This is a genomic window from Flavobacterium sp. AC274, from assembly GCF_979258275.1.
Window position 1 is genome coordinate 250,835 of the sequence record NZ_OZ409852.1, and the last position, 23,037, is coordinate 273,871.

Sequence of the window (23,037 nt, forward strand, 5' to 3'; positions counted from 1 at the left end):
TTGAAGTCCTTTTTAAAGGAATAAATATTGCCCAAACTTATTTTAGCACCCATTCTATTAATTGTAATATTCTGGGAGTATGAAAGCGTTTTTTTGTAAAAATATTCAGCAGAATCTAACAAATATTTTTTGTTTTGATTTTTCATGTAACTGCTTTCATATGAACCGCCTAAAGTGACATTATTGTTACTTTTTATGGAATTATATTGTTCTTTGGTATAAAGATTTTCATTTTGATCTACTACCTTATCAAGTTGTCGTAAATTTTTAATTGCCAGTTGATAATTACCAACTGCTTCATTAACATAAGCAATATTACCTCTAAATTTTACAATCTGAATAATATCATCTAATTGTACAGAAAGCTTCATTCCTTGCTGATAATTTTCTAGTGCTTCACTAAAATTGCCTCTCTTATATTCTATTAATCCACCGTAATTATACAAGTATGATTTAAGACGCATTTTATCGCTAGAGTCAGGCAGCTTATCTAAATACTTAAATGCCAAAAGATACTTTTCTTTTGATTTTAAGGTATTATTTTTTAATTGTAATAAATAAGACAAGGATCCATTTGCAAAAGCCAAATGTTTATTATTACTAGATTGAGCCATTTTATTGGCATATATGAAGGCACTATCTAAATTTACATTCGCATTTCGCCGAATTTTATCCTGCAAGAGCAAATATTCCTGTTCTGTTAATTCCTTCTTTTGTTGGGCAAAAGAAGTATTGAGAACAAGAAAAAGTAAAAAAGAGATGATCAGCCTCATTTATCATGTTTTTGGAATTCAAAAATAGTGCATATATTTTCAATAAGCTACATTTAATTTGCCAATTTCCTATTAATTTTATTTTAACAATAAAAAAATATAACAAAATGTTTTTGTTTTGTTATATTTTTATTGCGTAAATTTGTTTTAGTAAAACTACCAAAAAATGAAACCAGACTTATTTCAAGCCCCAGATTACTACAACCTTGACGATTTATTGACAGACGAACATAAACTAGTTCGCGAATCTGCCCGTGCCTGGGTTAAAAGAGAAGTTTCTCCTATTATAGAAGAATATGCTCAAAAAGCAGAATTTCCAAAACAAATCATTAAAGGACTTGGAGAAATAGGTGGTTTCGGCCCTTATATTCCAGTAGAATATGGTGGTGCAGGCTTAGATCAAATTTCGTATGGTTTAATCATGCAGGAAATCGAGCGTGGCGATTCTGGTGTAAGATCTACATCATCGGTGCAATCTTCCTTAGTTATGTATCCTATTTGGAAATATGGAAACGAAGAACAACGAATGAAATATTTACCAAAACTAGCTACTGGAGAGTTCATGGGCTGTTTTGGTTTGACAGAACCTGATCATGGTTCTGATCCCGGAAGTATGATTACCAACTTTAAAGATATGGGAGATCATTATCTTTTAAATGGCGCCAAAATGTGGATTTCGAATGCTCCATTTGCAGATATTGCCGTTGTTTGGGCAAAAAATGAAGAAGGAAGAATTCACGGTTTAATTGTAGAACGTGGAATGGAAGGTTTTACAACTCCTGAAACACATAACAAATGGTCGCTTCGTGCATCATCAACCGGTGAATTGATTTTTGATAATGTAAAAGTTCCTAAAGAAAATCTTTTACCAAATAAATCCGGATTGGGAGCTCCGCTTGGCTGTTTAGATTCTGCCAGATATGGAATCGCATGGGGGGCAATTGGTGCTGCAATGGATTGTTACGATACAGCTTTACGCTATGCAAAAGAGAGAATTCAGTTTGGGAAACCAATTGGAGGAACACAATTGCAGCAAAAAAATTAGCCGAAATGATTACCGAAATCACAAAAGCACAATTACTAACCTGGCGTTTAGGCGTTTTAAGAAACGAAGGAAAAGCAACAACATCTCAAATTTCGATGGCGAAACGTAATAATGTAGACATGGCGATTCATATTGCCAGAGAAGCCAGACAAATGCTGGGCGGAATGGGAATAACAGGCGAATATTCGATTATGCGTCATATGATGAACCTTGAAAGTGTTATTACTTACGAAGGAACCCACGATATACATTTATTGATAACTGGAATGGATGTAACTGGAATTCCAGCATTTAAATAATAAACAACTATTAAAATATTTGCAAAAACAATACGAAAAGCTTCTTCTTACCGAGAAGCTTTTTATCTTTGCAAAAAATTCCACAAATGAATATTGAAACTATAAACAATAGCATTCAACCACAAAAAGAGCAATTATTAAGACATTCCTTATATAATAAAATTCAAAGCATTGATGACTTGCACAGCTTCTTAGAAAGTCACGTTTTTGCAGTTTGGGATTTTATGTCATTATTGAAAGCTTTACAAGCCAAACTTACGTGTACTACTACACCGTGGTTTGCAACAAAAAATCCTGAAACCAGATACTTAATCAACGAAATTGTCCTGGCAGAAGAAACAGATTTGACTATTGACGGAAGAAGACAAAGTCATTATGAAATGTATCTTGAAGCCATGGAAGATTGCGGCGCCGATACAAACGGAATCAACACATTTCTATCTGAAGTAAACTCATTGCACAATATTTTTGTCGCTATAAAACAAAGTTCATTACATCCTGATGTAAAAGCATTTTTAGATTTTACATTTAGAGTTATCGAGCAAGGTAAACCACACGAAATTGCAGCTGCTTTTACTTTTGGAAGAGAAGATCTGATTCCGAGTATGTTTACTGAAATCCTGAAAAACTTTCAAAAAATCTTCCTGAAACAGATTTAAGCAAATTGCTTTATTATTTTGAAAGACATATCGAACTTGATGCCGATGAGCACGGGCCAATGGCGATGCAAATGATTTCTGATTTATGTGAAGATGATGCCCAAAAATGGAAAGATGTTGAAGAAATTTCGATTTTAGCCCTGGAAAAACGAATCGGACTTTGGAATGCCATTGAAGAACAAATTCTGCTAAAAACAGAAATGGTATAAAACCAAAACAATATATTTAACGTAACTATTTGTTTAGAATGAACCATCTAATTTCTACAAATTATGAAGCCACAATTCAAGCAAATAGTTACTGTTATTTTTTCTGTTTTCCTTTTAAGCTGTAGTTCTGACGAAATAAGTTCAGAAACTTCAGATTCTCCAATAATTTCAATTCCTAAAATTCCGCTTGCAAGTTCTATAAAATATTTGGCTTTGGGCGACAGTTATACTATCGGACAAAGTGTTTGTGAAACTTGTAATTATCCGCAACAACTAAATACAAGTTTAGAAGCGATATATCCGGAAACGAAATTTTCGTTAAAAATAATTGCCAAAACAGGCTGGACAACTTCAAATTTGATTTCGGCAATTAATGAAGAAAATCCACAATCTAATTACGATTTGGTGACGCTTTTAATTGGAGTAAACAATCAATATCAGGGCATAAATTTTTCTGTTTACGAAAAAGAATTTCCCGAATTATTGAACAAAGCTATTATTCTGGCAAAGGGCGATAAAAAAAATGTTGTAGTACTCTCAATTCCTGATTATGCCTTTACTCCTTTTGGAACCATGTTTGGCGGAACTACAAAAATTTCAACCGAAATAGAAAAATACAATTCCTTCGCCGAAAATTATTGCAAAGCAAACGAAGTCACTTTTGTTTCTATCACAGACATTACACAAAAAGGAATTCAAATTCCTTCTTTAGTCGCAGGAGACGGCTTGCATCCGTCAAAAGAAGCTTATACTTTATTTGTTGAGCGTATTTTTCCTAAAGTTAAAGTGGCTTTGCAGGATTAGTTTTTTTTAAGAGCAAAATAACTATTTTTATAACATGCAAATTTCACCATTAAAAGAGTTGTCACAATATATTAAGCATTATCTGTTTTTAGATAACAAAGAAATTGCTATTCAAAAACTTAGACTATTTTCTGATGGCAATACCGGTGTGGTATTTTCTTTAAAAAGTAAACTTATATCGGAAATCAGTAATGATGAAGTAAAAAAATATTTGCCAACTTCTTTTTTATACGGACAGCTTCATGGTTTTAAAGATATTTATTCTGAAAATGAAACATCTTTAATCATTGTCGTTTTCCAGCCTAATGGAATTTACCAATTACTAGGAATTCCTGCCACTGAATTTCAGGATTCTATTATTCCTGTTGAAGAAGTTTTTGACCAAAAAGTTACTGCACTTCAGGAAAAATTATCCCAGCAAAATAATCAAACACGTGTTGAACTTTTAAATCATTTTTTTAGAAACCTAATTAATAACAAGCTCGTTTCAAATCAGTCCATAATAAATAATTCCTTAGATTTTATCCTTACAAACAAGGGCGATTTCTCTGTAAAACAACTAGTTCAACACACCGGCTATACCGAAAGACATCTTGAAAGAAAATTCAAAGAATGCATTGGATTAAATCCGAAGAAATTTGGAAACGTTATAAGACTACATTATTTTCTAAAATTATTAAAAAATAGATCTGACGCTACAAACCTGACAGCGATTTGTTACGATGCCGGATTTTCAGATCAATCGCATTTAATAAAAGATTTTAGAAAACATACTGGAATATCACCCCGAGAGTATTTATTTAATAGCGGAAAACTAGCCAATAATCTTATCAAAACTTTTCCTCCTTCAACATTTTAAAATGTCGGTTTTATACAATTTATAGAATATTACTAATGCTATTTTTGATCCAAAATAAATAGCAGAATGTATGAAAAATCTAAAAATAGCCACCGCTCAATTTGAGAATAAAAGTGGCGATAAAAACTATAATTTATCTGTAATCGAAGAACTTTCAAGAAAAGCGGCCAATGAAGGTTGTGATGTAATTTCGTTTCATGAATGTTCAATCACCGGATATAGCTTTGCAAGACACTTATCGAAAGAACAAATGCTGAATTTGGCGGAAATTATTCCGAATGGTGAAAGTATTTTAAAACTCATTGAAATTGCAAAAAATAATGACATCCTAATATTAGCAGGTCTTTTTGAAAAAGATGAAAATGATAATTTATTCAAAGCTTATGTTTGTGTTGACAAAAATGGATTAGTCGCAAAATATAGAAAATTACATCCGTTTATAAATCCATATCTCACCCCGGGAGATAATTACTGTATTTTTGAAATTAAGGGCTGGAAATGCGGCATTTTAATTTGTTACGACAATAATATTATAGAAAATGTTCGGGCAACAAAACTTTTAGGTGCCGATATTATTTTTATGCCACACGTAACTATGTGTACACCTTCCACCCGGCCGGGAGCTGGTTTTGTTGCACCTCAACTTTGGGAAAACCGTGAAGCTGATCCAACTTCTTTACGATTAGAATTTGATGGAATGAAAGGTCGGGATTGGTTAATGAAATGGTTACCTGCAAGAGCTTACGATAATGCTATTTATGCCGTATTCTCAAATCCAATTGGTATGGATGACGATCAATTAAAAAATGGCTGTTCGATGATTATTGATCCATTTGGAGATATTTTAGCCGAATGCAGAACTTTTGACAACTCTTTTGCTACAGCAATAATTACTCCCGAAAAACTAAGCCAGGCTGGAGGAAATCGTTATATAAAAGCTAGAAGACCAGAATTATATCGGGATATTATTGGGCAAAATCACGAATCTCAGCAAAATGTGGTTTGGTTAAAAAGCTGACAAAAAAAGTTAAAACTAATAATTTATAGAACTTTAAATACCCGAAGATTTATCTTTACAGAATTCATAAATCTACAGAATACACCCAAATAATGGAATTTTTTAAAACTAAAAATGAAGATATCGATGCTGTTTTTGATATCTATAATGCAGCAACGTCTTATCAAAAAACAGTTAACAATAAAAGCTGGAGAGGATTTGAAAGAACACTAATAGAAAAAGAAATAGCCGAAAATCGACATTTCATCATCAAAGAAGGAAATGAAATTGCCTGCACATTTGTTATTACTTTTAATGATTTAATAATCTGGAAAGAAGCTAGTTTAGATCCTGCAATCTATCTTCATCGTATTGCAACAAATCCAAAATTCAGAGGACAATCGTACGTTAAAAAAATCGTTGAATGGGCAAAAACGTATGCAAAAGAAAATAACAAATCATACATCAGACTCGACACACACAGCGGAAACGAAAGAATAAACAAATACTATATGAGTTGTGGTTTTGACTACAAAGGCATAAGTACCATCGAATGGACAAGCGAATTACCTGAACATTATAAAGAAGGTTCTTTTAGTTTGTTTGAGATTAAGCTTTAGATATCTTATCTAAAAAACAAAACCCTTGCGAAGTTATTCACAAGGGTTTTTTATAAAATCATTTTCGCAGAGAGGAAGGGATTCGAACCCTCGATACAGTTACCCATATACTAGCTTTCCAGGCTAGCTCCTTAAACCACTCGGACACCTCTCTATTTTGGTTTGCAAAGAACACAAAAAAAACTGAGTTAGAAAAACAAAATCAAAGATTACTTACATGCTTTTTCTAAATTCTTCCATAAACAGTTTTACGGCTTTCTTTTGATACGCACCTTCAATCGTTAACATAAACGAATCTCTTTGCGTTGTAACTCCTGTAATGTTAATTGCCTTTATATTATTCCAGCCTTGTAAAGCTTTCTCTGTCACAATGGTAGCCCAATAATCACTATCACCTACCAAACGTAATAAAGCATGAACTGCGTTTAATTCTATCGAGACTTTTGGTTTCATATTGTTTTTTAAAAACAATTCATCCAAAAACTCTCTTGAATTAAATCCTTTTACGGGTAAAATAAGTGGGAGATCTTCTATTTTTTTAAAGGTTATTTTATCTAAAACGGCTAATGGATGTGCTTTTGAAACAGCCAAAACCAATTTTGACCTAAACAACGGCTCTTTTTGAAAAGGAAGTTCAATTTCATTAGAAGAAATTACCAAAACCAAATCTAATTCGTTGTTTAATAGTTTTTGTTCCAAAGGTTCCGTTGTGCCATATTCAACAACAATTTTTAAATGTGGATATGTTTTAGCAAACAAATTTACAACCGGTAAAACTAAAAGTCCAAAAATATAGGTTACGCCAATTCGCAATTCGCCGCCAATCATTTGGTTCAAATCGTCAATTGCCTGTTTGCCGCTTTGTACATTTTCTATAATTTGTTTGGCATGAACCAGGAAAACAGAACCTGCTTCGGTAAGCTGAACTTTCTTTCCAATTCTCACAAACAAAGGCATTCCCAGCTCTTCTTCGAGTTTTTTTATTTGTTGAGACAAACCGGATTGTGTTACAAAGCATAATTCGGCAGCTTTTGTAAAATGAAGAACTTCGGCTGTTTTAATAAAATATTCTAATTGATAAATCTCCATATCGATAAGTTTAAATACTTATTATCAGTAAAATTATTAATTTTTCTAATGAAATCATAATCCCGAACTTTGTAAAAAATATTTAAGGTTATGTTTAAAGCGTTAAGATCAAAAAACTTCAAGTTATTCTTTTACGGGCAATCTGTTTCTGTTGTTGGAACGTGGTTACAGAAAACAGCTGTAAGCTGGATGGTCTACAGTGTTACAGGTTCAGTTTTCTTATTAGGCTTAACCACCTTTTTAAGTATGATTCCATCTTTATTTTTGGCACCATTAGCAGGAAGCATTATTGGGCGTTATGACAAACACAAAGCCATGATTTTATTGCAGTCTCTCGCAATGTTTCAGGCTGGGGCTTTGGCTTTATTGATTTACTTAAAAATATACAATATCAATTTTATTTTAGCATTAAGTCTTTTTCAGGGAATTATAAACTCTTTTGATATGACCTGCAGACAAACGATGATGATTGACATTGTTGACAATAAAGAAGATTTATCAAACGCAGTTGCCCTAAATTCTACTTTGAATAATTTTGCCCGAATTGCAGGTCCGGCTCTCGCCGGAATTATTTTACATCAATATGGCGAAGACATTTGTTTTATTGGAAATTTCCTTAGCTACATTCCCGTTTTGATTTCGTTATTAATGATGAAAATAACTCCACATATAAAAGCAACAGATAAATTTAAAATGCTGGAAGATTTTATCGAAGGTTTTGATTATGTAAAAAAAGAAGCAGAAATGGCAAAAATGCTTTTGATGCTAATGTGCAGCAGCTTATTCGTTATTTCTTTTAATACTTTGATGCCTGTTTTTGCAAAAGATATTTTTAGCGGAAACGCCCAAACCTTCAGCTGGTTTGAAAGCGCAGCCGGAATTGGTTCTATTTTATCAGCCATTTATCTGGCAAATCTTAAAAGATCTGATATTATGAGCAAAATAATGATTGCTGCGAGCTTATTATTAGGTTTTAGCATCATTATACTAGCCTATTCAAATAGTTTAACTGTGGCGCTTATTTGCATGGCTTTGAGCGGTGTAGGGATGATGGCACAAACCTCATCTATAAACATTTACATTCAAACGCAAAGTGCTGTTAATATGCGATCCAGAAGTATTAGTTATTATTTAATGGCCTATCAGGGAATGATTCCTGTGGGAAGCTTGATAATTGGTTACGTTTCTCATATCATCGGAACCAGAAATACAGTTGCCATTCAGGGAATTATCTGTATTATTTCGGTAATTGTTTATGTGTATTATAAAAAACAGAGTACTGAAGAAGAGTTGGAAACTTGTGCCGTTCGGTATAAAGATTAAAAATTCCAATTTTTTTAAATTCCAAATTCCAATCGTCTATCTACAATCTTGTCATTTCGAGGAACGAGAAATCTCCACCAGAAACTCGACAAAGACTGGTACATTAGGAACGGAGCTACTTGCGGCATCTCGACTCCGCTCGATGTGACAAACGAAATCAAATTCATTTTTTAAACTTCTTCTAAAATGAACTTATATCAATTATATGGTGAAATAATTTTACAACGAAATTTCCCCACGCAACGCCGTTTCAAAAATATCTTTAAATTCAGCTGGCGGAATATTATGACCCAACAAATACATCAATTTTGTAATTGCGGCTTCTGTAGTAATATCTTTTCCTGAAATAACGCCCAGAGATTTTAGTTTTGTGCTTGTTTCGTATTGTCCCATATTTACACTTCCGCCGGAGCATTGTGTAACATTTACAATATGAAGACCGGATTGAATGGCTTTCTGGATTAAATTTAAAAACCAATCTTCGGTTGGAGCATTTCCTGAGCCATAAGTTTCTAAAACAATTCCTTTTAAATCCTTAATTTCAAGAATTGAAGACAAAACAACTTCGCTCATTCCCGGAAACATTTTTATTATCGCAACATGATTGTCTAATTTTTTATGGACAATTAGTTTGGCATCTTTTTTTACAGGAAGAAATAAATGTGAGTTTAATTTAAGATGAACACCGGATTCTACCAATTCAGGATAATTAGGCGCTGTAAAAGCTCTAAAATGTTCTGCATTTACTTTTGAAGTTCGGTTTCCGCGGTACAATTTATATTCAAAATACAAGCAAACTTCTTTGATAACCGGCTCTCCGTTTTCCTGAAGAGAAGCAATTTGAATTGCCGTTATCAGATTTTCTTTTGCATCGGTACGCAAATCACCAATTGGCAATTGAGAACCCGTAAACACAACCGGTTTTGCCAAATTCTCCAACATAAAACTCAATGCAGATGCCGAATATGACATTGTATCTGAACCATGTAATACTATGAATCCATCATAAGAATTATAATTCTCTTCGATGATTTCAGCAATTTTCGTCCACATTTCAGGATTCATGTTCGATGAATCTATTGGGTGTTCGAATGAAACTGTTTCAATTTCGCAATCTAATTGTTCAATTTCAGGAATGTTTTGCAATAGTTTATCAAAGTTAAACGCTTTGAGTGCACCAGTTGCAAAATCCTTGCTCATACCGATGGTTCCGCCGGTATAGATTAAGAGTATTTTAGCTTTAGATGACATCCTGATATTTTAATTTATTGACAACTGGATTGGCATACATTGATAAAAACCCTAGTCTTGTAACCGGATTATCGCTGCCAATACGCATTTCTAAACGACGCTCAAAAAGTGATTTCTCAGTTTCTTTGTACAAATGAGAGAACTTATCAGTTTCGTTTAATATATCGTAAGCAATAAAATTTGTTGGCCACAATTGGTAATTCTTCAAGATAGAATCATCAATTACTTGTGCCAACGCCTGAACTTGTTTGTTGGCATTGTCATTTTCAGCCACAATCTTATCTATTTCTGTATCAAGAACATCACCAACAGAAATATGTATTCTTTTTTTGGTTCCCATAATACCACTCAAAATGGTCATGAAATCCTCATTTTTATCTTTAACGTAAACTTCGTTGTTTGCTTCAGCCATTAATTGCGGCATTTTCAAAACATCCGTAGGATCATATTCGTATGAAATTGAAACCGGAACAATTTTTAATTTCTTAAAATAATCCATCAAATTGGCTTCGTCAGAACCCATTCCAATCATTTTTAAAACGCCTGGATTAGTTTCGTCGTTTCCGTCTTTCGTACGTCCTTCTCTTTGAGCTATCCAAACCGAACGATTTTCGCGAAGCAATAATTGTCCCATATATTCTGCCAGCAATTTAGAACTCTGCAGCATTTCTCTCGGTGTTAAACCTCTTAAAACCAAAAAGTTTCTATTCAGTTTTGCCAATGTGCTTAAAAATGCTTTTTTAACCAGATTGTCTCCAATTGCAGATGCTGTCATTACCAAACCATGCTCGAACAAACAAACATTTAATAAGGTTGTATCTAGAAGAATATCTCTGTGATTCGAAATAAATAGGTAAGAAGTATTTTTTTCAAGTTTCTCAAATCCTGAAGTTGTAAGTCCTTCAGAACTTTTTTCAAGAACCTTTTGGATGGTATTATAAATAAAGTTGCATTGAAAATCACGAATCGAATGTGTTTTCTTAAGTTGCTCTTTCCAAACCTCATCTTCTACTTCCGGAAAAGTAAAGTTCATCATGGTTTTCATCATCGGATGATTGACAACATCATGAAGTGCTTCATTTATTTCAGAATCATAAAACGGTCGAATGGCATCAAATTTCTGCATTAATATCTATTTTTAGTGGGCAAAAGAACAAAAAAAAACTAAAGTTAAGTAACTATAGGGTTAAATCCCAAAAACGTCTTTTGAATTTTGTGTTGTAATTGTCGCTATTTCTTCTTCAGAAACATCATATATATCGGCTAATTTGGCAATAACATTTACCAAATAACCGCTTTCATTTCGTTTTCCGCGATATGGAATTGGTGCTAAATACGGCGAATCAGTTTCAAGAACAATATGTTTTAATTCGATTTGATTTAAAAATTGATCAATTTTTCCGTTCTTAAAAGTTACAACTCCACCAATTCCCAGTTTCATATTATAGGATATTGCCTGTAAAGCTTGTTCGTGAGTTCCGGAGAAACAGTGAAAAATCCCAAACAAATCATCTGATTTTTCTTCTTCCAAAATTGCAAAAATTTCATCAAAAGCTTCACGACAATGAATTACGATTGGCAGTTTGTATTGTTTTGCTAATTGAATTTGTCTTTTAAAAGCAATTTGCTGCTCTTTTAAATGCGTTTTATCCCAATACAAATCAATCCCGATTTCACCAACGGCGTAGAATTTTCTTTTGGCCAGTTCAGCTTCAACGTGCTTCAACTCGTCCAGATAATTATCTTTCACGTAAGTGGGATGCAAACCCATCATTAAAAACACATTATCCGGATAATTTTGCTCTAAATCGTACATTGATTGTGTTGCAGCAGCATCTATTGCAGGAATAAAAAAGCGGGTTACGCCAGCATCAATGGCTCTTTGAATCATTTCATCGCGATCCTGATCAAATTCTTCAGAATATAAATGGGTATGTGTATCGGTAATTATTGTCGTTGAATTCAAGTTTCTAATTTTTAAAGGTTCAAAATTACGACAATATTAAAAACTTTCCCAATTTGAATGTTATGACGAAAATGGCACGCGGATGACACGGATTCACTTCGTGAAAACGCGGATTGGGCGCTGATTTTTTTCTCTTTGCTTCTTAATAATAAACCCGACAGTCCCGAAGCCTCGGGATAAAAACCTGTCGGGTTTGAATACATAAAAAAATTTGGACAAAGTTTTGAACTTTGACAAAGGTATCTCTGATGATTCTCTTTGTGAGACTTCTCCCGAAGCTTCGGGGTCGCTCAGTCTGACAAAGCAAGCGAGAAATTAATACTCACTATTATTTCCCGTTTTTAGCAAACAATTTAGCTCTATCCAGTACTTCATCTTTTCCTTGTTGAGCTCCCACAATAGTTGGTTTTACTTCAATATCAGGAACAATTCCAATACGTTGCGTTTCTTTTTTATTTGGATAAAAAACACCTGCTGAAGTAAAAGAGGAATCAAAACCTTTGATAATCTTAAAGTAATAATTTGGCCCGTCAGCACCAGAAGTTTGACTGCCAATAACAGTTGCATTTGGTGCCGTTTGCAAACTCATTGCTGTTTGTTCTCCAAAACTATGAGTTCCTGAATTTACTAAAACAATTACTTTACCTTTATAATAATCTGTATTGATTTTACCACATTCTTCCATCTCATCACTAAAATAGTAACGTCCAGGATAACTCAAATCCTGATAAAGTAATCTCAAAATAGGTTTCGGTTCCGGGTTTAAATATTCACTAACTAAAAAATCCGTATATGTTGGTCTGTTCCTAACATCGAAAATTATAGCTTGTGTATTCTTTAATTTCTCCATCATTTCCGGCACTTCTTCTTTTGGTACTTTATTCATTTTCACGTAACCGATGTTGTTTTCCAGAATTTCCCAATTTGGACTATTTTTTGGCGGTGATCTTTTAATTTTTCCATTCGGATAACGATGTATTTTTTTACCGAAGTGACATTATCTCTAATAAATTCAACTTCAAAATCATCTGTATTTCCTGTAAACATTACAAGGGCCCCATTTAATATAGCAGCTGGCCTATTAGAACCCTGCATATATTTTAGGAGTTCGTCTAATTTTTGTGCAACCGTTATGCCGTCAATTTTAGTGATAACGTCTCCTATTTTTAAATCGTCAATCTTTGCTAAAGAATCATTTGCTATAGTAGTAATTACGGCTTTATCATCTATGAATTTAGTCCCAAAAGCAGTATATTTCTCCCCGCCTAAATACTGCATCATTTGCATATTAAAAGTCGCTGCATGAGTATCGTTAAGTTTAATAGATATTTCGCGCATTGCTAATAAAAACTCTTTTTCAGATGCCGGAGCACTTATATGCAGCAGAATTTCAACCAAAGCATCATCCCATTTTTGATCCATTTTATATTTATATGGAAAAAAATATTCTACATAATTCCAAAAACGGAATAGAGACAGAAGACGTAAATTTTTATTTGTCCATAAAAATTCTGCATATTCCGGCTCGTTAACAAACTGAAATTTGACTTCTTTTCCGTCACGGTTTACATAATAATTTGTTCCTTGAAATCTATTGTCTGTTATAAATTTCAATTTGTTAGAAAGGTTTTTAGAAAACAATTTGTCTTTTTGTGTCCAGTCTAAGTTTAGATTTTCATTAAAAAAATCTTTTTTCGGATCATCTGCAAGAGGTTTATTTGCGGGTACAACTCCCAGATCATCTATCCATTTTTCTATTACTGCTGAATATTCTTCTTTGGTTTTTGCGCTTTCAATTTTAGGCAAAACCTCAAAAAGTTTTTCATCCCAATTGGTTTTTCCGCTTGCAACGGCTGGATGGTAATATTTCAAAAATCCCCAGATTTTGCAAGTTGCTGCAAGTTTTTCGGTTTCGGTAATTTTAGCAAAACCAAAAATGGTTTGAGAAAGCACAAGAACAAATAATAAAGTAATTTTTTTCATTAAATAAAGGTTAGAATCTGTAAATTGGTTTTGGCTGTTTTATAAAATTAAAAATCGAATTTAGAACTAAATTTCTAAATTCGATTACGGGTTTACGTAAAAACGGATTTTAAACATCGCTTTTTTACACAAATTTTGTCAGACTAAGCGGTTCCCTAAGCTTCGGGAGAAGTCCACGTAAAGTTGCCATAGTGTAAACTCGACAGGTTTTAAACCTGTCGGGTTTGAATGCGTATAAAACCTTTGTCAAAGTTTGAAACTTTGACAAAGGTCGATTTAGCTTTTATTCCAATTCTCTCAACAAAATCTGAACTTCTACATAATCTTCATAATCCTCAGGAATTGTAAGCAGGATTTCTTTACAAGCATTGTAATTTTTTTGTTTTAATTTAATTAAAGCTAAATTCCACGTTGCTTTATCTTTATAGACCGAAGTTCCTGATTTTAGTTGATTAAAAACATTTTGGGCTTTTATGATTTGATTGTCTTGTAATAATGAAACTCCGTAAAAATATTGAATTTCCGGTGTATGATTTTCTTTCAAAATAGATTCAAAAAGCGGAATTGCTTTTTTATATTCCTTTGAATTAAATGCTGTTTCTGCTTGTTTTAGCGTTGCCTCAACATTGCCTCTTTCTGTAAAATAAGCCGATTCCGGATGATTAAAATCTTCAAAAGAAGGCTTTTGACTATAATTATAAAAAAATAATCCCATCAAAATTACGGCAGCTGCCGCAGCACCATAATACCAAGGTTTTAGTGCAATTACTTTTGGTTTATTGAAATGTTTATCCGAAACTTTTATTAGATTTTCTTTGAAAGCTTCTCTTTCCTGTTCATATCCAAATTTAGTTTCCAGCTGAAGATGTACGTTTTTAAAAGTTTCAAATTCGGCGGCAAATTCGGGATCTTCTGCCAATTGTTTTTCAAAACTATTTTTCTCTTCAACAGTCATTTCATCCTGAAGATATTGATCGAATGTTATGTAACGTTCTTCGTTCATGACTAATTATTTTTTAGCGATTTAAAGTTGTTGTTTTCCTGAATCCATTGTGTTAACTGGCCAATGCACAACGATTTTTTCTTGCGAACATAACCGTATGTTACATTGAGTTTTTCGGCAACTTCTTCCATCGACTTAATGGTAAAACTCAACTTTAATAATTCCTGACATTTGTCTCCCAATTTTAGAAACATAGCGTCAAAAAGCTGTTGTTTTTCATTAAATTGTTCGGTTTGCTCTACCAATTCCACTCCGCATTCATTTATAGATCCCACATCTTCATGAATTGTTACCCCTTTATTAGATGTTTTTTTCAATTCGTTGAGCCATTTTCTTTTGCATAACAAGAAAAAGTAAGCATCAAAAGGACAAGTGAGTTCCAGCGTTTTGTTTTTTGCCTGATTAAAAAGCAAAATCATGATTTCCTGAACCACATCCTGAGCATGATCCTGATCTCCGGAATTGTTCTTTATATAAAAGACAACCTTGGGAACGAACTTTTTATAAATCTCCTGAATGATTGCCGAATTATTAGCCGCAAGTCCTTCGATATATTTTTGATCGGGATGAATTTTGATTTTGCCCATAAAAACAACTTTTAAATAGCTAATGTAAAAATAATCTCAAAATAAATTCTCAATAATGGGGTAACAATTATAAAATCAAGTTGATATAGCAATATAAAACTCTTTTAAAAACAATTAAAAATTAAAAGAAATGGAAAGTTACCAATTAATAAATCAAAAAAATCTGGATCAATTTCATAAAACCCTTTCTTCTAAAATCAGAAACGGTTTTGTGATTATCGAGCATAACGAAAAATTGCCTTATGCCGTTTTATCCAAAGAAAAAAAGAAATCAATCATCCGTTTCATTTCTTCCTTACCGTTATCACATTCGGGTTTTGGACTATCATCTGGATCTATTTAATCGTTTCGCTTTCGCGGAAGAAAGACATACTCGTCGCACTTGATGAAGACGGAAATTTATTCGAAGAAAAATGCTTTTCGAAATAAATCAAAAATTTAGGGTAACAATTTTTCATCAAAAAACATCTATTACTAAACTATAAAATTAGAAATCATGAAAACAATTAAAACTTTGATATTTTGTTTTGCGGCAACTTTAATAAGCAGCTGTGATAACGACAACAACCCAACAAATAATGTATGTGATACAACTTATGTTTCTACATTAATTACAAATGCTTTTACAGCTGCAAATGGCTATAACGACCTTACAACAATGGATTTGGAAACGCATGAATATACGATCCAGATTAACGCCAATGGAGAAATTTGCAGCGTAGGATATCAAAATCCATCCACTTACAGCGGCGGTTATACTATGGAGGTCATCAATACAACTACCAATACAAGCTATAGCGGAGTACATACTTTTTCGCAAACTACTTTAGATTACCAGTCAATAACGCCTGTATTAGTAAACTTAGGCGATATTATTACCGTAAAAAGAACCATTCTTCCGGGATATACCGCGCTTAACCAAACCGTGGGGCGCTTATTGAGAAAATCAAATAATACAACCGTTCCCTATCCTGTTACTCAAGGAAATGCCGTTTTTTTAAGTTCCAACTTTTATGGTGCCGGAGGTCCTGCTCCCGATTTTGCACAACCCTATATTGCATTGGGTTTTAAAGTAAATTAAAATATAGGGTAACAATTTAAACGCTCAATTGATATATCTACAGAAACAAGTTGAAAAATAAATTTTAAAAATAAGGGTAACAATATCAAACCTTAATTGATATAAGAATATAAAACTATAATTAACCAGAATCTGAAACCACTTGAAATAATCAGGGCAGATTTATAAAAATCAGAAATCATGAACACAAATTTTAAAAAATTAGGACTTTTATGCTTAGCACTATTTTTATTTGCAAGTTGCGACAATAACAGCGACGGCGAAGATAATATTGTTCTTCCGCCAACTTCTGGAGCTTTTAAAAGTATTAGCGAAAAAGGGGTTAAAAGAAATACACAAAATTTTACAGCAACTGCCGGAAATGGTTTGATTACACTAACTTCTGCAAAAGGAGTAAAATTAAACATTAACGGAGACTGTTTAACCAAAAACGGAAATGCGGTAACCGGAACTATTGAAATTGAATATATTGAACTCTTTGACAAGGGAAACATGCTGGTAACCAATAAACCAACAATGGGAGTTACTGCCGACGGAAAGAAAAACTTATTAATTTCCGGTGGAGAATTCTTTATCAAAGCTACTCAGGGCGGCGTTGAACTTCAAACTTCCTGTACGATGAATTTAATTGTTCCGACAGCTTTAACTGACGGACTTGATAATGCAATGACATTATGGAATGGTACAATTGACGACAACGGAGAATTGGCCTGGAGAGAAAATAAACCAAATGCTGACGGAAATGGCGGAGGAAAAGGAGGCGTACAAGGCGAAGGTGCAAATTATTATGTAACATTCGGAAATTTTGGCTGGACAAATGTAGACCGTTTTTACAGCGATCCGAGACCTAAAACAACACTTCTTGTTGATGTTCCTGAAGGTTACGACAATGAAAATAGTGCTGTTTATCTTTCTTATGATGGTGAAGGAACAAATGCGCTTGCAAAATTGGACACTTATACCCCACAAGGATTATTTAGCGAACATTACGGACAAATTCCAATTGGTTTAGCTTGTCACGTGATCTTTGTAACCGAAGATAATGGTCAATGGCGATATGCAATTAAAGCGGTAACCGTTGCTGCAAACGACATTTATACTTTCACACTTTCCGAAACAACCGTTGGCACCGAAGCACAACTGGTAGCCGCAATCAATGCTATTCAGTAAGTTATAAAATACTTTTTAAGAAAAAGTGGTGATTTGCTCATCACTTTTTTTACATTTAATCCAGTTTTAAAATTAACTCTGATGATTTTCAGAAGCTAATCCTGCTATTCGTTTCAATCTTTTCCTGACTAAAGAAGCCAGAAAAAGGATTTCCACTACTATCAGGGCTAAAAAATTACCTAGTTATGAAACCACTATCATCTATTCTCTTTATTCTTTTTTCTATAATCTCTTTCTCGCAAACCAAAGTAAAAGACACCATAACCCGAAGAGCCAATATTGGTTTTATCCAGAACGGAAACGCCGTTACTTATAAACCCGAAACACCGCCATTGATTCCTATTGCGGGCGCACCAAAACCAAGTTATTCTTATTTATGGGAACTTGGCGACGGTCATTATAGTAAAGAAGCCGAACCCAAACATGTGTATAAAAACAAAGGAACTTACACCACAAGACTTGCCGTAACCAACAATTACGACAACGGAAAACCTCCGGCAACACGACCTAAAAAAGTGGCTGTAAACGACATTACAGATACCAATTATAAAGACATTGCATCTATCGCAGACCAAAACGGATTTGCCATTATCAAAAACTGCGACCCAATTCCAGAACAGGAAATGGTAGTTGTGGTTGGTTATCAAAACCTCGAGAATTATGTATCGGGCGGAAAGCTATATTTGTTTTATAATGAGAAACAATTCAAGAACAATAATTTTGAATTGGTCGACTTTAGAACTTATGCAAATGAGCGTGAAGTAAAAGAAAATACCATCGCTTCTGTCGATGATCTTGATGATTCTAAAAATTATCTGGCTTCCGCCGAAAACATTCTGAATCTTAAAAAATACCGAAACACAACTGCCGAAGAAGATCTTGATGCTTCATTATTAGACGCGAATAAAACGTATCACAATGTTTCGGTTTTAGAATTTGATGATCAAAATCCCGGTGAAACGCACAATGTTTTTTATACTTTTAAAACGACTCCGGAAATGATTAAAGATACGAGCGCAACAGTTACAATGCGTGGAATTTTTGTTCCGAATCGAAGTTATAAAAACCATAAAATAAAGAATCTGGAAATGGAAATCGTAACTTCTCACGATCCAAACAAAATGGGCTCAAACGGAAGTTTTATGAATTACAGATTGGTTCGTTTTAAAAGAGTGAACTTTAAAACCCGCTTTCAAAATAATGGCGAAGGCCCGGCGAGAATGATTCGGTTAGAAACTGATATTCCGGATATGTTCGATAAAAAGACTTTTCAGATCGAAGACATGTATCCAAAGTGTCCGATTTGTCCAAAAGATGAGGTTCCAACCGTTAGTTGCCTTGATACAATTATCAAACAAAAACAGATTTTCTTTACTTTCAAAAACATTTATTTACCCGGAAGCGAACAGAAAAATGTACATGAAAAAGATTCTACAAAAGGTTTTGTAAAATATTCGATGAAGTTTGCCGAAGACTTTCACAAAGTAAAAACCCGAAGCAGAACGGCCATTATTTTTGATAAAAACGAACCCATAATTACCAACTACGCCACTACACGATTCCTACCCGGAATTTCGATTGGTGCAAAAGCAGGTTGTAATTTCTATTCTGATCTTGAAAAATCGACGAGTTATTTTGTGGGCGCGACAATTTCTCCTTTCAAATCGTATCGCTTTTATTGGCAGGCTGAATGGCTTAATGCTTTAAACAAATACGATAATGCTATTAATGTCGTCGATCAGATAAACACAAACGCAAACGGAGTGAGACAATTGGTGCGCACAACCACCACAGCAGAAAACAAGAATGTGAATTGGGAAGTTCCTGTTTTAATTCGGTACAACATCAATAATTATATCGGAATTGGTGCGGGAATTCAGGCGAATATAAATGTCTCTGAAGAACAAAATCAAAACATAAAAATCGAAACTTACGAAGGTGATAAAGAAAACTTTTTAATCAGTACAACGACAACATCGAATACGGTAAAAAACTCCTTTGCTGATTTTAAAACTGGCCTTTTATTTGATTTAACAGCAGGTTTTGCCAGAATTGGCCCGAGTTTGGGCGCACGTTATGTCATCAACTTTGAGCAAGGTTTTAATTATTTTCAGCTTTATGGAATTTGGAAGTTTTAAGGATTTATACCAGAGAGATGCGCGGAGGTTATTAAATAAATAGCCACGAATTCACGAATTTTATTCATTAAAAAGAAGAAGAATAATTCGTGAATTCGTGGCGAAAAATTTTAAACAAATGACAAAACTGTATTGCTATATTTTCATCTTCTCAACTCTAATTTTATTCGGGCAGAAAACTGTTTCCCAAGAAGATAAAATATACAATTCAATTGATGTTTTTGTTGCAAATCCTTCCGCGAAAACGTTACAAAATTTAACTAATACTGAAACTGAGTTTTGGAGAAATCCTAAACCAAAAACCAAAGATGAATTATTAGCAATTGTGGTTTTAAACTGCAACAAGGCGTATTATGAAAATCAATTCGGTCAAACCGAAAAAGCGATTTCGAGTTACGAAAAAGCCTGGCAAATTTATCAGAAACAAAAACTTTCTAATTACGATATTATTGAATTTTGCCTGAAACCTTTGGGGAATTTATACACGGTTCTGGGCGATTATGATAGTGCAGAAAACACTATCAAACAATATTTTTATATCATCAATACTTCTAAAAATTATCCTGACGCGGCAAAACAAAAATTTGCAGCAATCTTAAATTTATCAAATGTTTATCAGAGTTCGGGGAAGATTTCTTTGGCTATAGATTTGCTAGAAAGTACTTTGAAAACGGAGAAATTATCGAATGTGCAAAAAGGAATTTTATTGAATAATTTGGGGAGTAATTATATATTGAGTTCGGCCGGAAATTTAATGCATCCGGAAATTTATCGAAAAGCTGAAAATACTTTTGAGTCGGCGGTTCATTATCTGAAAAATGAAAAAGAGCAATCAGAAACTTTATCTAATTCTTATCGAAATCTGGCAACTCTTAATAAGCAAAGACAACAATTTGAAGTCGCCGATTCGTATTTAGCAAAAGCTGAAAAGCTGTTTTTTCAAACTCAAAACCAACAGCCACGAAAAGTAGCAAAACTCTATTATGAAAAAGCTTTATTGCTTTTTGATGAGCGAAAATATGATGAAAGTGAAAAACAGATTTCTGCAGTTTTTAAAATTCTAATTCCCAACTATTCTTCAAAAAACATTTTTCCCAATCAAGATCAATTGTATGCTGAAACGGTTTTAATTGATGTTTTAGATTTACAAGCAGAAATTCTATTCAAACAAAATCATCCAAAAAAGCTCTCGACGCCTTTAAACTTTCTTTTTATATCGAAGATCTTTTGATGAATGGATTAATTTATGAAAATTCTAAAATTATAACCCAAATCAGAGCGCGCAATCGTACCGAGAAATGTCTTTTGATTTATGATCGATTGTATCAGGAAGACAGTAAAATACAATATTTAAACGACGCTTTTCAATTGGCCGAAAAAACAAAATCCGGAATTTTAAAAGGTTATCGTTCAAATATTAAAGACGCTTCCGCAAAAGAAAAACAAATTATACAGCAATTTCAGAATGTCAATAACACTATTATAAAAGAACAGCAAAAAGGCGATTTAGCAAATATTTCAAAAATAAATCAGCTTATAAAAAAGCAAAATGAATTGATGCTTTTGCTGAAAAATATTCAATCTGAAAACCCCGATTATATTCCTGAAAACTGTAATTTAAAACAATTGTTTTCAAAGTTAGAAAAGGATAAAGCTGTTTTGGTTTATTATTTTATCGGAAATGAAAATCTGTTTTATTTCACTTTACAAAACAATAGAATCAATTTTAGACATATTTATACTGCACACAGATCTATGCTCGAAATTGTGAAATTTATTGATTATTTTAGTTCTGCTGATACAATTACAAACGATATTTCAGGATATAATTATTATGGAAAAAGAGTTTATGATTTGTTGAAATTACCTTCAAATGTCATCTATAAAAACCTCATCATTGTTCCTGACGGAATTTTGAATTTCCTGCCTTTTGAAGCTTTGATTACCACAGAATCAAAAACAACAAATTTTGCCAAAATGCATTATTTACTAAATGATTTTAAGATTGGTTATAATACTTCGGCGAGTTTTTATTTGAATTCAAAACCCATTTCAAACTCAGAAAAAACGGTTTTAGGGATTTTTCCAATTTTTGAAAAGACGGCTTATGAATTGAGTTATTCTAAGAAAGAATTAGAATCTATACAATCGAATTTCAAAGGAAAATATTTAGAGAATTCAACCGCTAATTTTTCTAATTTTAAAAAAAACGCAAACCAATATTCGATTTTGCACTTAAGTACACACGCTTCTTCGGGCGATATTGAAACTCCGGCCAGCATTAAATTTTATGATCAGGAAATATTGTATTCTGAGTTGTATAATCTCAATATAAATCCGGATTTAGTGGTTTTAAGTGCCTGCGAAACGGGAATAGGAAAACTCTATAAAGCCGAAGGCGCAATGAGCGTTGCAAGAGGTTTTCAGTTTGCGGGCGCGCAGAATTTATTGTTTTCGTTATGGAAAGTCAACGATTATACAACGTCGGTTTTTATGGCAGATTTTTATAAAAATATTAAAAAAGATGTTTCTTATTTTGAAGCTAATGCCAATGTAAAACGTGATTTTTTAAACGATAAATCGATTCCGAATGCGAAGAAATCGCCTTATTATTGGAGTTCTTTTGTGTATTATGGTTCTATTTCTGCAGAAGAAAAATCAGGCAATTATATCTTTTACATCATTAGTTTATTGACGGTAATTGGCTTATTTTTGATTTTCAATCATTACCAAAAATGGAAAATCTTCACGCGGTTCTCAAAAAAGAGAAATACAAGAAAATAAAATTCAAAGTTACTAAAACGCAGCATCTTCTAATAAAAGCCAAAATAAATGGCGTTTCAGGAAATTTTATTTTAGATACCGGAGCGTCTAACACCTGCATTGGTTTTGAAAGTATGGAACGTTTTGAAATCTCTTCAAAAAAATCAAAAACAAAAGCCTCAGGAGCCGGAGGAACAGGAATGAAGACTGAAGTTTCGGCACATAATAATTTACAAATCGGGAGTTGGAAAAACACCAATTTTGGTTTGGTGATTTTTGATCTTTCCCATGTAAATGAAGCCTTAGAAGCTTATAAAGCAAAGGCTGTTCACGGCATTATTGGTGCTGATGTTCTACTTGAAGGCAAGGCGATTATCGATTATTTTAATCATTATTTATATTTGAAATTATAAAATCC

The 23,037-nt window shown here is 33.3% G+C and carries 20 protein-coding genes, 1 tRNA gene and 2 pseudogenes; 14 read left to right on the top strand and 9 right to left on the bottom strand.

Annotated features, from left to right (window positions below):
- Positions 1-939: 939 nt before the first annotated feature.
- The 6 genes and pseudogenes from ACZZZT_RS01120 (at position 940) to ACZZZT_RS01145 (ending at position 6,265) form a co-directional block, all read left to right on the top strand.
- Positions 940-2,117: pseudogene (locus tag ACZZZT_RS01120) on the top strand (acyl-CoA dehydrogenase family protein).
- 86 nt (positions 2,118-2,203) lie between these two features.
- A pseudogene (locus ACZZZT_RS01125) lies at positions 2,204-2,985 on the top strand (DUF3050 domain-containing protein).
- Positions 2,986-3,048: 63 nt separating this feature from the next.
- Positions 3,049-3,789, top strand: a complete 741-nt coding sequence (locus ACZZZT_RS01130) for an SGNH/GDSL hydrolase family protein (protein ID WP_463459152.1) — start codon at positions 3,049-3,051, stop codon at positions 3,787-3,789.
- 34 nt (positions 3,790-3,823) lie between these two features.
- Positions 3,824-4,648, top strand: a complete 825-nt coding sequence (locus tag ACZZZT_RS01135) for an AraC family transcriptional regulator (protein ID WP_463459153.1) — start codon at positions 3,824-3,826, stop codon at positions 4,646-4,648.
- 70 nt (positions 4,649-4,718) lie between these two features.
- Positions 4,719-5,666, top strand: a complete 948-nt coding sequence (locus ACZZZT_RS01140; protein ID WP_463459154.1) for a nitrilase family protein — start codon at positions 4,719-4,721, stop codon at positions 5,664-5,666.
- A 92-nt stretch (positions 5,667-5,758) separates the two neighbouring features.
- The gene (locus tag ACZZZT_RS01145) at positions 5,759-6,265 is read left to right on the top strand and encodes a GNAT family N-acetyltransferase (RefSeq protein ID WP_463459155.1); all 507 of its coding nucleotides are present in this window, start codon (positions 5,759-5,761) and stop codon (positions 6,263-6,265) included.
- Positions 6,266-6,332: 67 nt separating this feature from the next.
- Here ACZZZT_RS01145 and ACZZZT_RS01150 read toward each other — a convergent pair.
- Positions 6,333-6,419, bottom strand: a tRNA-Ser gene (locus ACZZZT_RS01150).
- Between the two features lie 59 nt (positions 6,420-6,478).
- Positions 6,479-7,354, bottom strand: coding sequence for a LysR substrate-binding domain-containing protein (locus ACZZZT_RS01155; protein ID WP_042563293.1), 876 nt, complete (start codon positions 7,352-7,354; stop codon positions 6,479-6,481).
- A gap of 90 nt (positions 7,355-7,444) precedes the next feature.
- On the opposite strand from ACZZZT_RS01155, the gene ACZZZT_RS01160 reads away from it, so the two are divergent.
- Positions 7,445-8,677, top strand: a complete 1,233-nt coding sequence (locus ACZZZT_RS01160) for an MFS transporter (RefSeq protein ID WP_463459156.1) — start codon at positions 7,445-7,447, stop codon at positions 8,675-8,677.
- Positions 8,678-8,896: 219 nt separating this feature from the next.
- On the opposite strand, the gene ACZZZT_RS01165 is transcribed toward ACZZZT_RS01160, so the two are convergent.
- From ACZZZT_RS01165 to ACZZZT_RS01195, 7 genes are all read right to left on the bottom strand, one after another.
- Positions 8,897-9,928: an asparaginase gene (locus ACZZZT_RS01165; protein WP_463459157.1), complete on the bottom strand. Its 1,032-nt coding sequence runs from the start codon at positions 9,926-9,928 to the stop codon at positions 8,897-8,899.
- Entirely contained in the window at positions 9,918-11,054 is a 1,137-nt protein-coding gene (locus ACZZZT_RS01170) for a 1-acyl-sn-glycerol-3-phosphate acyltransferase (RefSeq protein ID WP_463459158.1), read from the bottom strand. Before ACZZZT_RS01170 ends, ACZZZT_RS01165 begins: the two co-directional genes overlap by 11 nt.
- 60 nt (positions 11,055-11,114) lie before the next feature.
- Positions 11,115-11,894: a TatD family hydrolase gene (locus ACZZZT_RS01175; protein WP_073394618.1), complete on the bottom strand. Its 780-nt coding sequence runs from the start codon at positions 11,892-11,894 to the stop codon at positions 11,115-11,117.
- A gap of 328 nt (positions 11,895-12,222) precedes the next feature.
- Positions 12,223-12,780: a S41 family peptidase gene (locus tag ACZZZT_RS01180; RefSeq protein WP_463459159.1), complete on the bottom strand. Its 558-nt coding sequence runs from the start codon at positions 12,778-12,780 to the stop codon at positions 12,223-12,225.
- A gap of 2 nt (positions 12,781-12,782) precedes the next feature.
- A complete protein-coding gene (locus tag ACZZZT_RS01185; protein WP_463459160.1) occupies positions 12,783-13,877 on the bottom strand; it encodes a PDZ domain-containing protein in 1,095 nt (364 codons plus the stop codon).
- Between the two features lie 283 nt (positions 13,878-14,160).
- Positions 14,161-14,880 carry a tetratricopeptide repeat protein gene (locus ACZZZT_RS01190; RefSeq protein ID WP_463459161.1) on the bottom strand — a complete coding sequence of 240 codons (720 nt, stop codon included), beginning with the start codon at positions 14,878-14,880 and terminating at the stop codon, positions 14,161-14,163.
- 2 nt (positions 14,881-14,882) lie between these two features.
- Positions 14,883-15,467, bottom strand: a complete 585-nt coding sequence (locus tag ACZZZT_RS01195; protein WP_042563286.1) for an RNA polymerase sigma factor — start codon at positions 15,465-15,467, stop codon at positions 14,883-14,885.
- A gap of 130 nt (positions 15,468-15,597) precedes the next feature.
- Here ACZZZT_RS01195 and ACZZZT_RS01200 point away from each other — a divergent pair, with 130 nt between their 5' ends.
- The 7 genes from ACZZZT_RS01200 to ACZZZT_RS01230 all read left to right on the top strand — a co-directional run bounded on the left by ACZZZT_RS01200 (position 15,598) and on the right by ACZZZT_RS01230 (position 23,032).
- Entirely contained in the window at positions 15,598-15,810 is a 213-nt protein-coding gene (locus tag ACZZZT_RS01200) for a hypothetical protein (protein ID WP_463459162.1), read from the top strand.
- A gap of 153 nt (positions 15,811-15,963) precedes the next feature.
- Positions 15,964-16,548: a hypothetical protein gene (locus ACZZZT_RS01205; RefSeq protein ID WP_463459163.1), complete on the top strand. Its 585-nt coding sequence runs from the start codon at positions 15,964-15,966 to the stop codon at positions 16,546-16,548.
- Positions 16,549-16,728: 180 nt separating this feature from the next.
- Positions 16,729-17,718, top strand: a complete 990-nt coding sequence (locus tag ACZZZT_RS01210) for a hypothetical protein (protein ID WP_463459164.1) — start codon at positions 16,729-16,731, stop codon at positions 17,716-17,718.
- A 185-nt stretch (positions 17,719-17,903) separates the two neighbouring features.
- On the top strand, positions 17,904-19,856 hold the full coding sequence (locus tag ACZZZT_RS01215; protein WP_463459165.1) for a PKD domain-containing protein: 1,953 nt from the start codon (positions 17,904-17,906) through the stop codon (positions 19,854-19,856).
- A gap of 118 nt (positions 19,857-19,974) precedes the next feature.
- A complete protein-coding gene (locus ACZZZT_RS01220) occupies positions 19,975-21,087 on the top strand; it encodes a tetratricopeptide repeat protein (protein WP_463459166.1) in 1,113 nt (370 codons plus the stop codon).
- On the top strand, positions 21,087-22,640 hold the full coding sequence (locus ACZZZT_RS01225; RefSeq protein ID WP_463459167.1) for a CHAT domain-containing protein: 1,554 nt from the start codon (positions 21,087-21,089) through the stop codon (positions 22,638-22,640). The genes ACZZZT_RS01220 and ACZZZT_RS01225 overlap by 1 nt, the downstream gene beginning before the upstream one ends.
- Positions 22,592-23,032 carry a retropepsin-like aspartic protease gene (locus ACZZZT_RS01230; protein WP_463459168.1) on the top strand — a complete coding sequence of 147 codons (441 nt, stop codon included), beginning with the start codon at positions 22,592-22,594 and terminating at the stop codon, positions 23,030-23,032. The genes ACZZZT_RS01225 and ACZZZT_RS01230 overlap by 49 nt, the downstream gene beginning before the upstream one ends.
- The last annotated feature ends 5 nt before the right edge of the window (positions 23,033-23,037 follow it).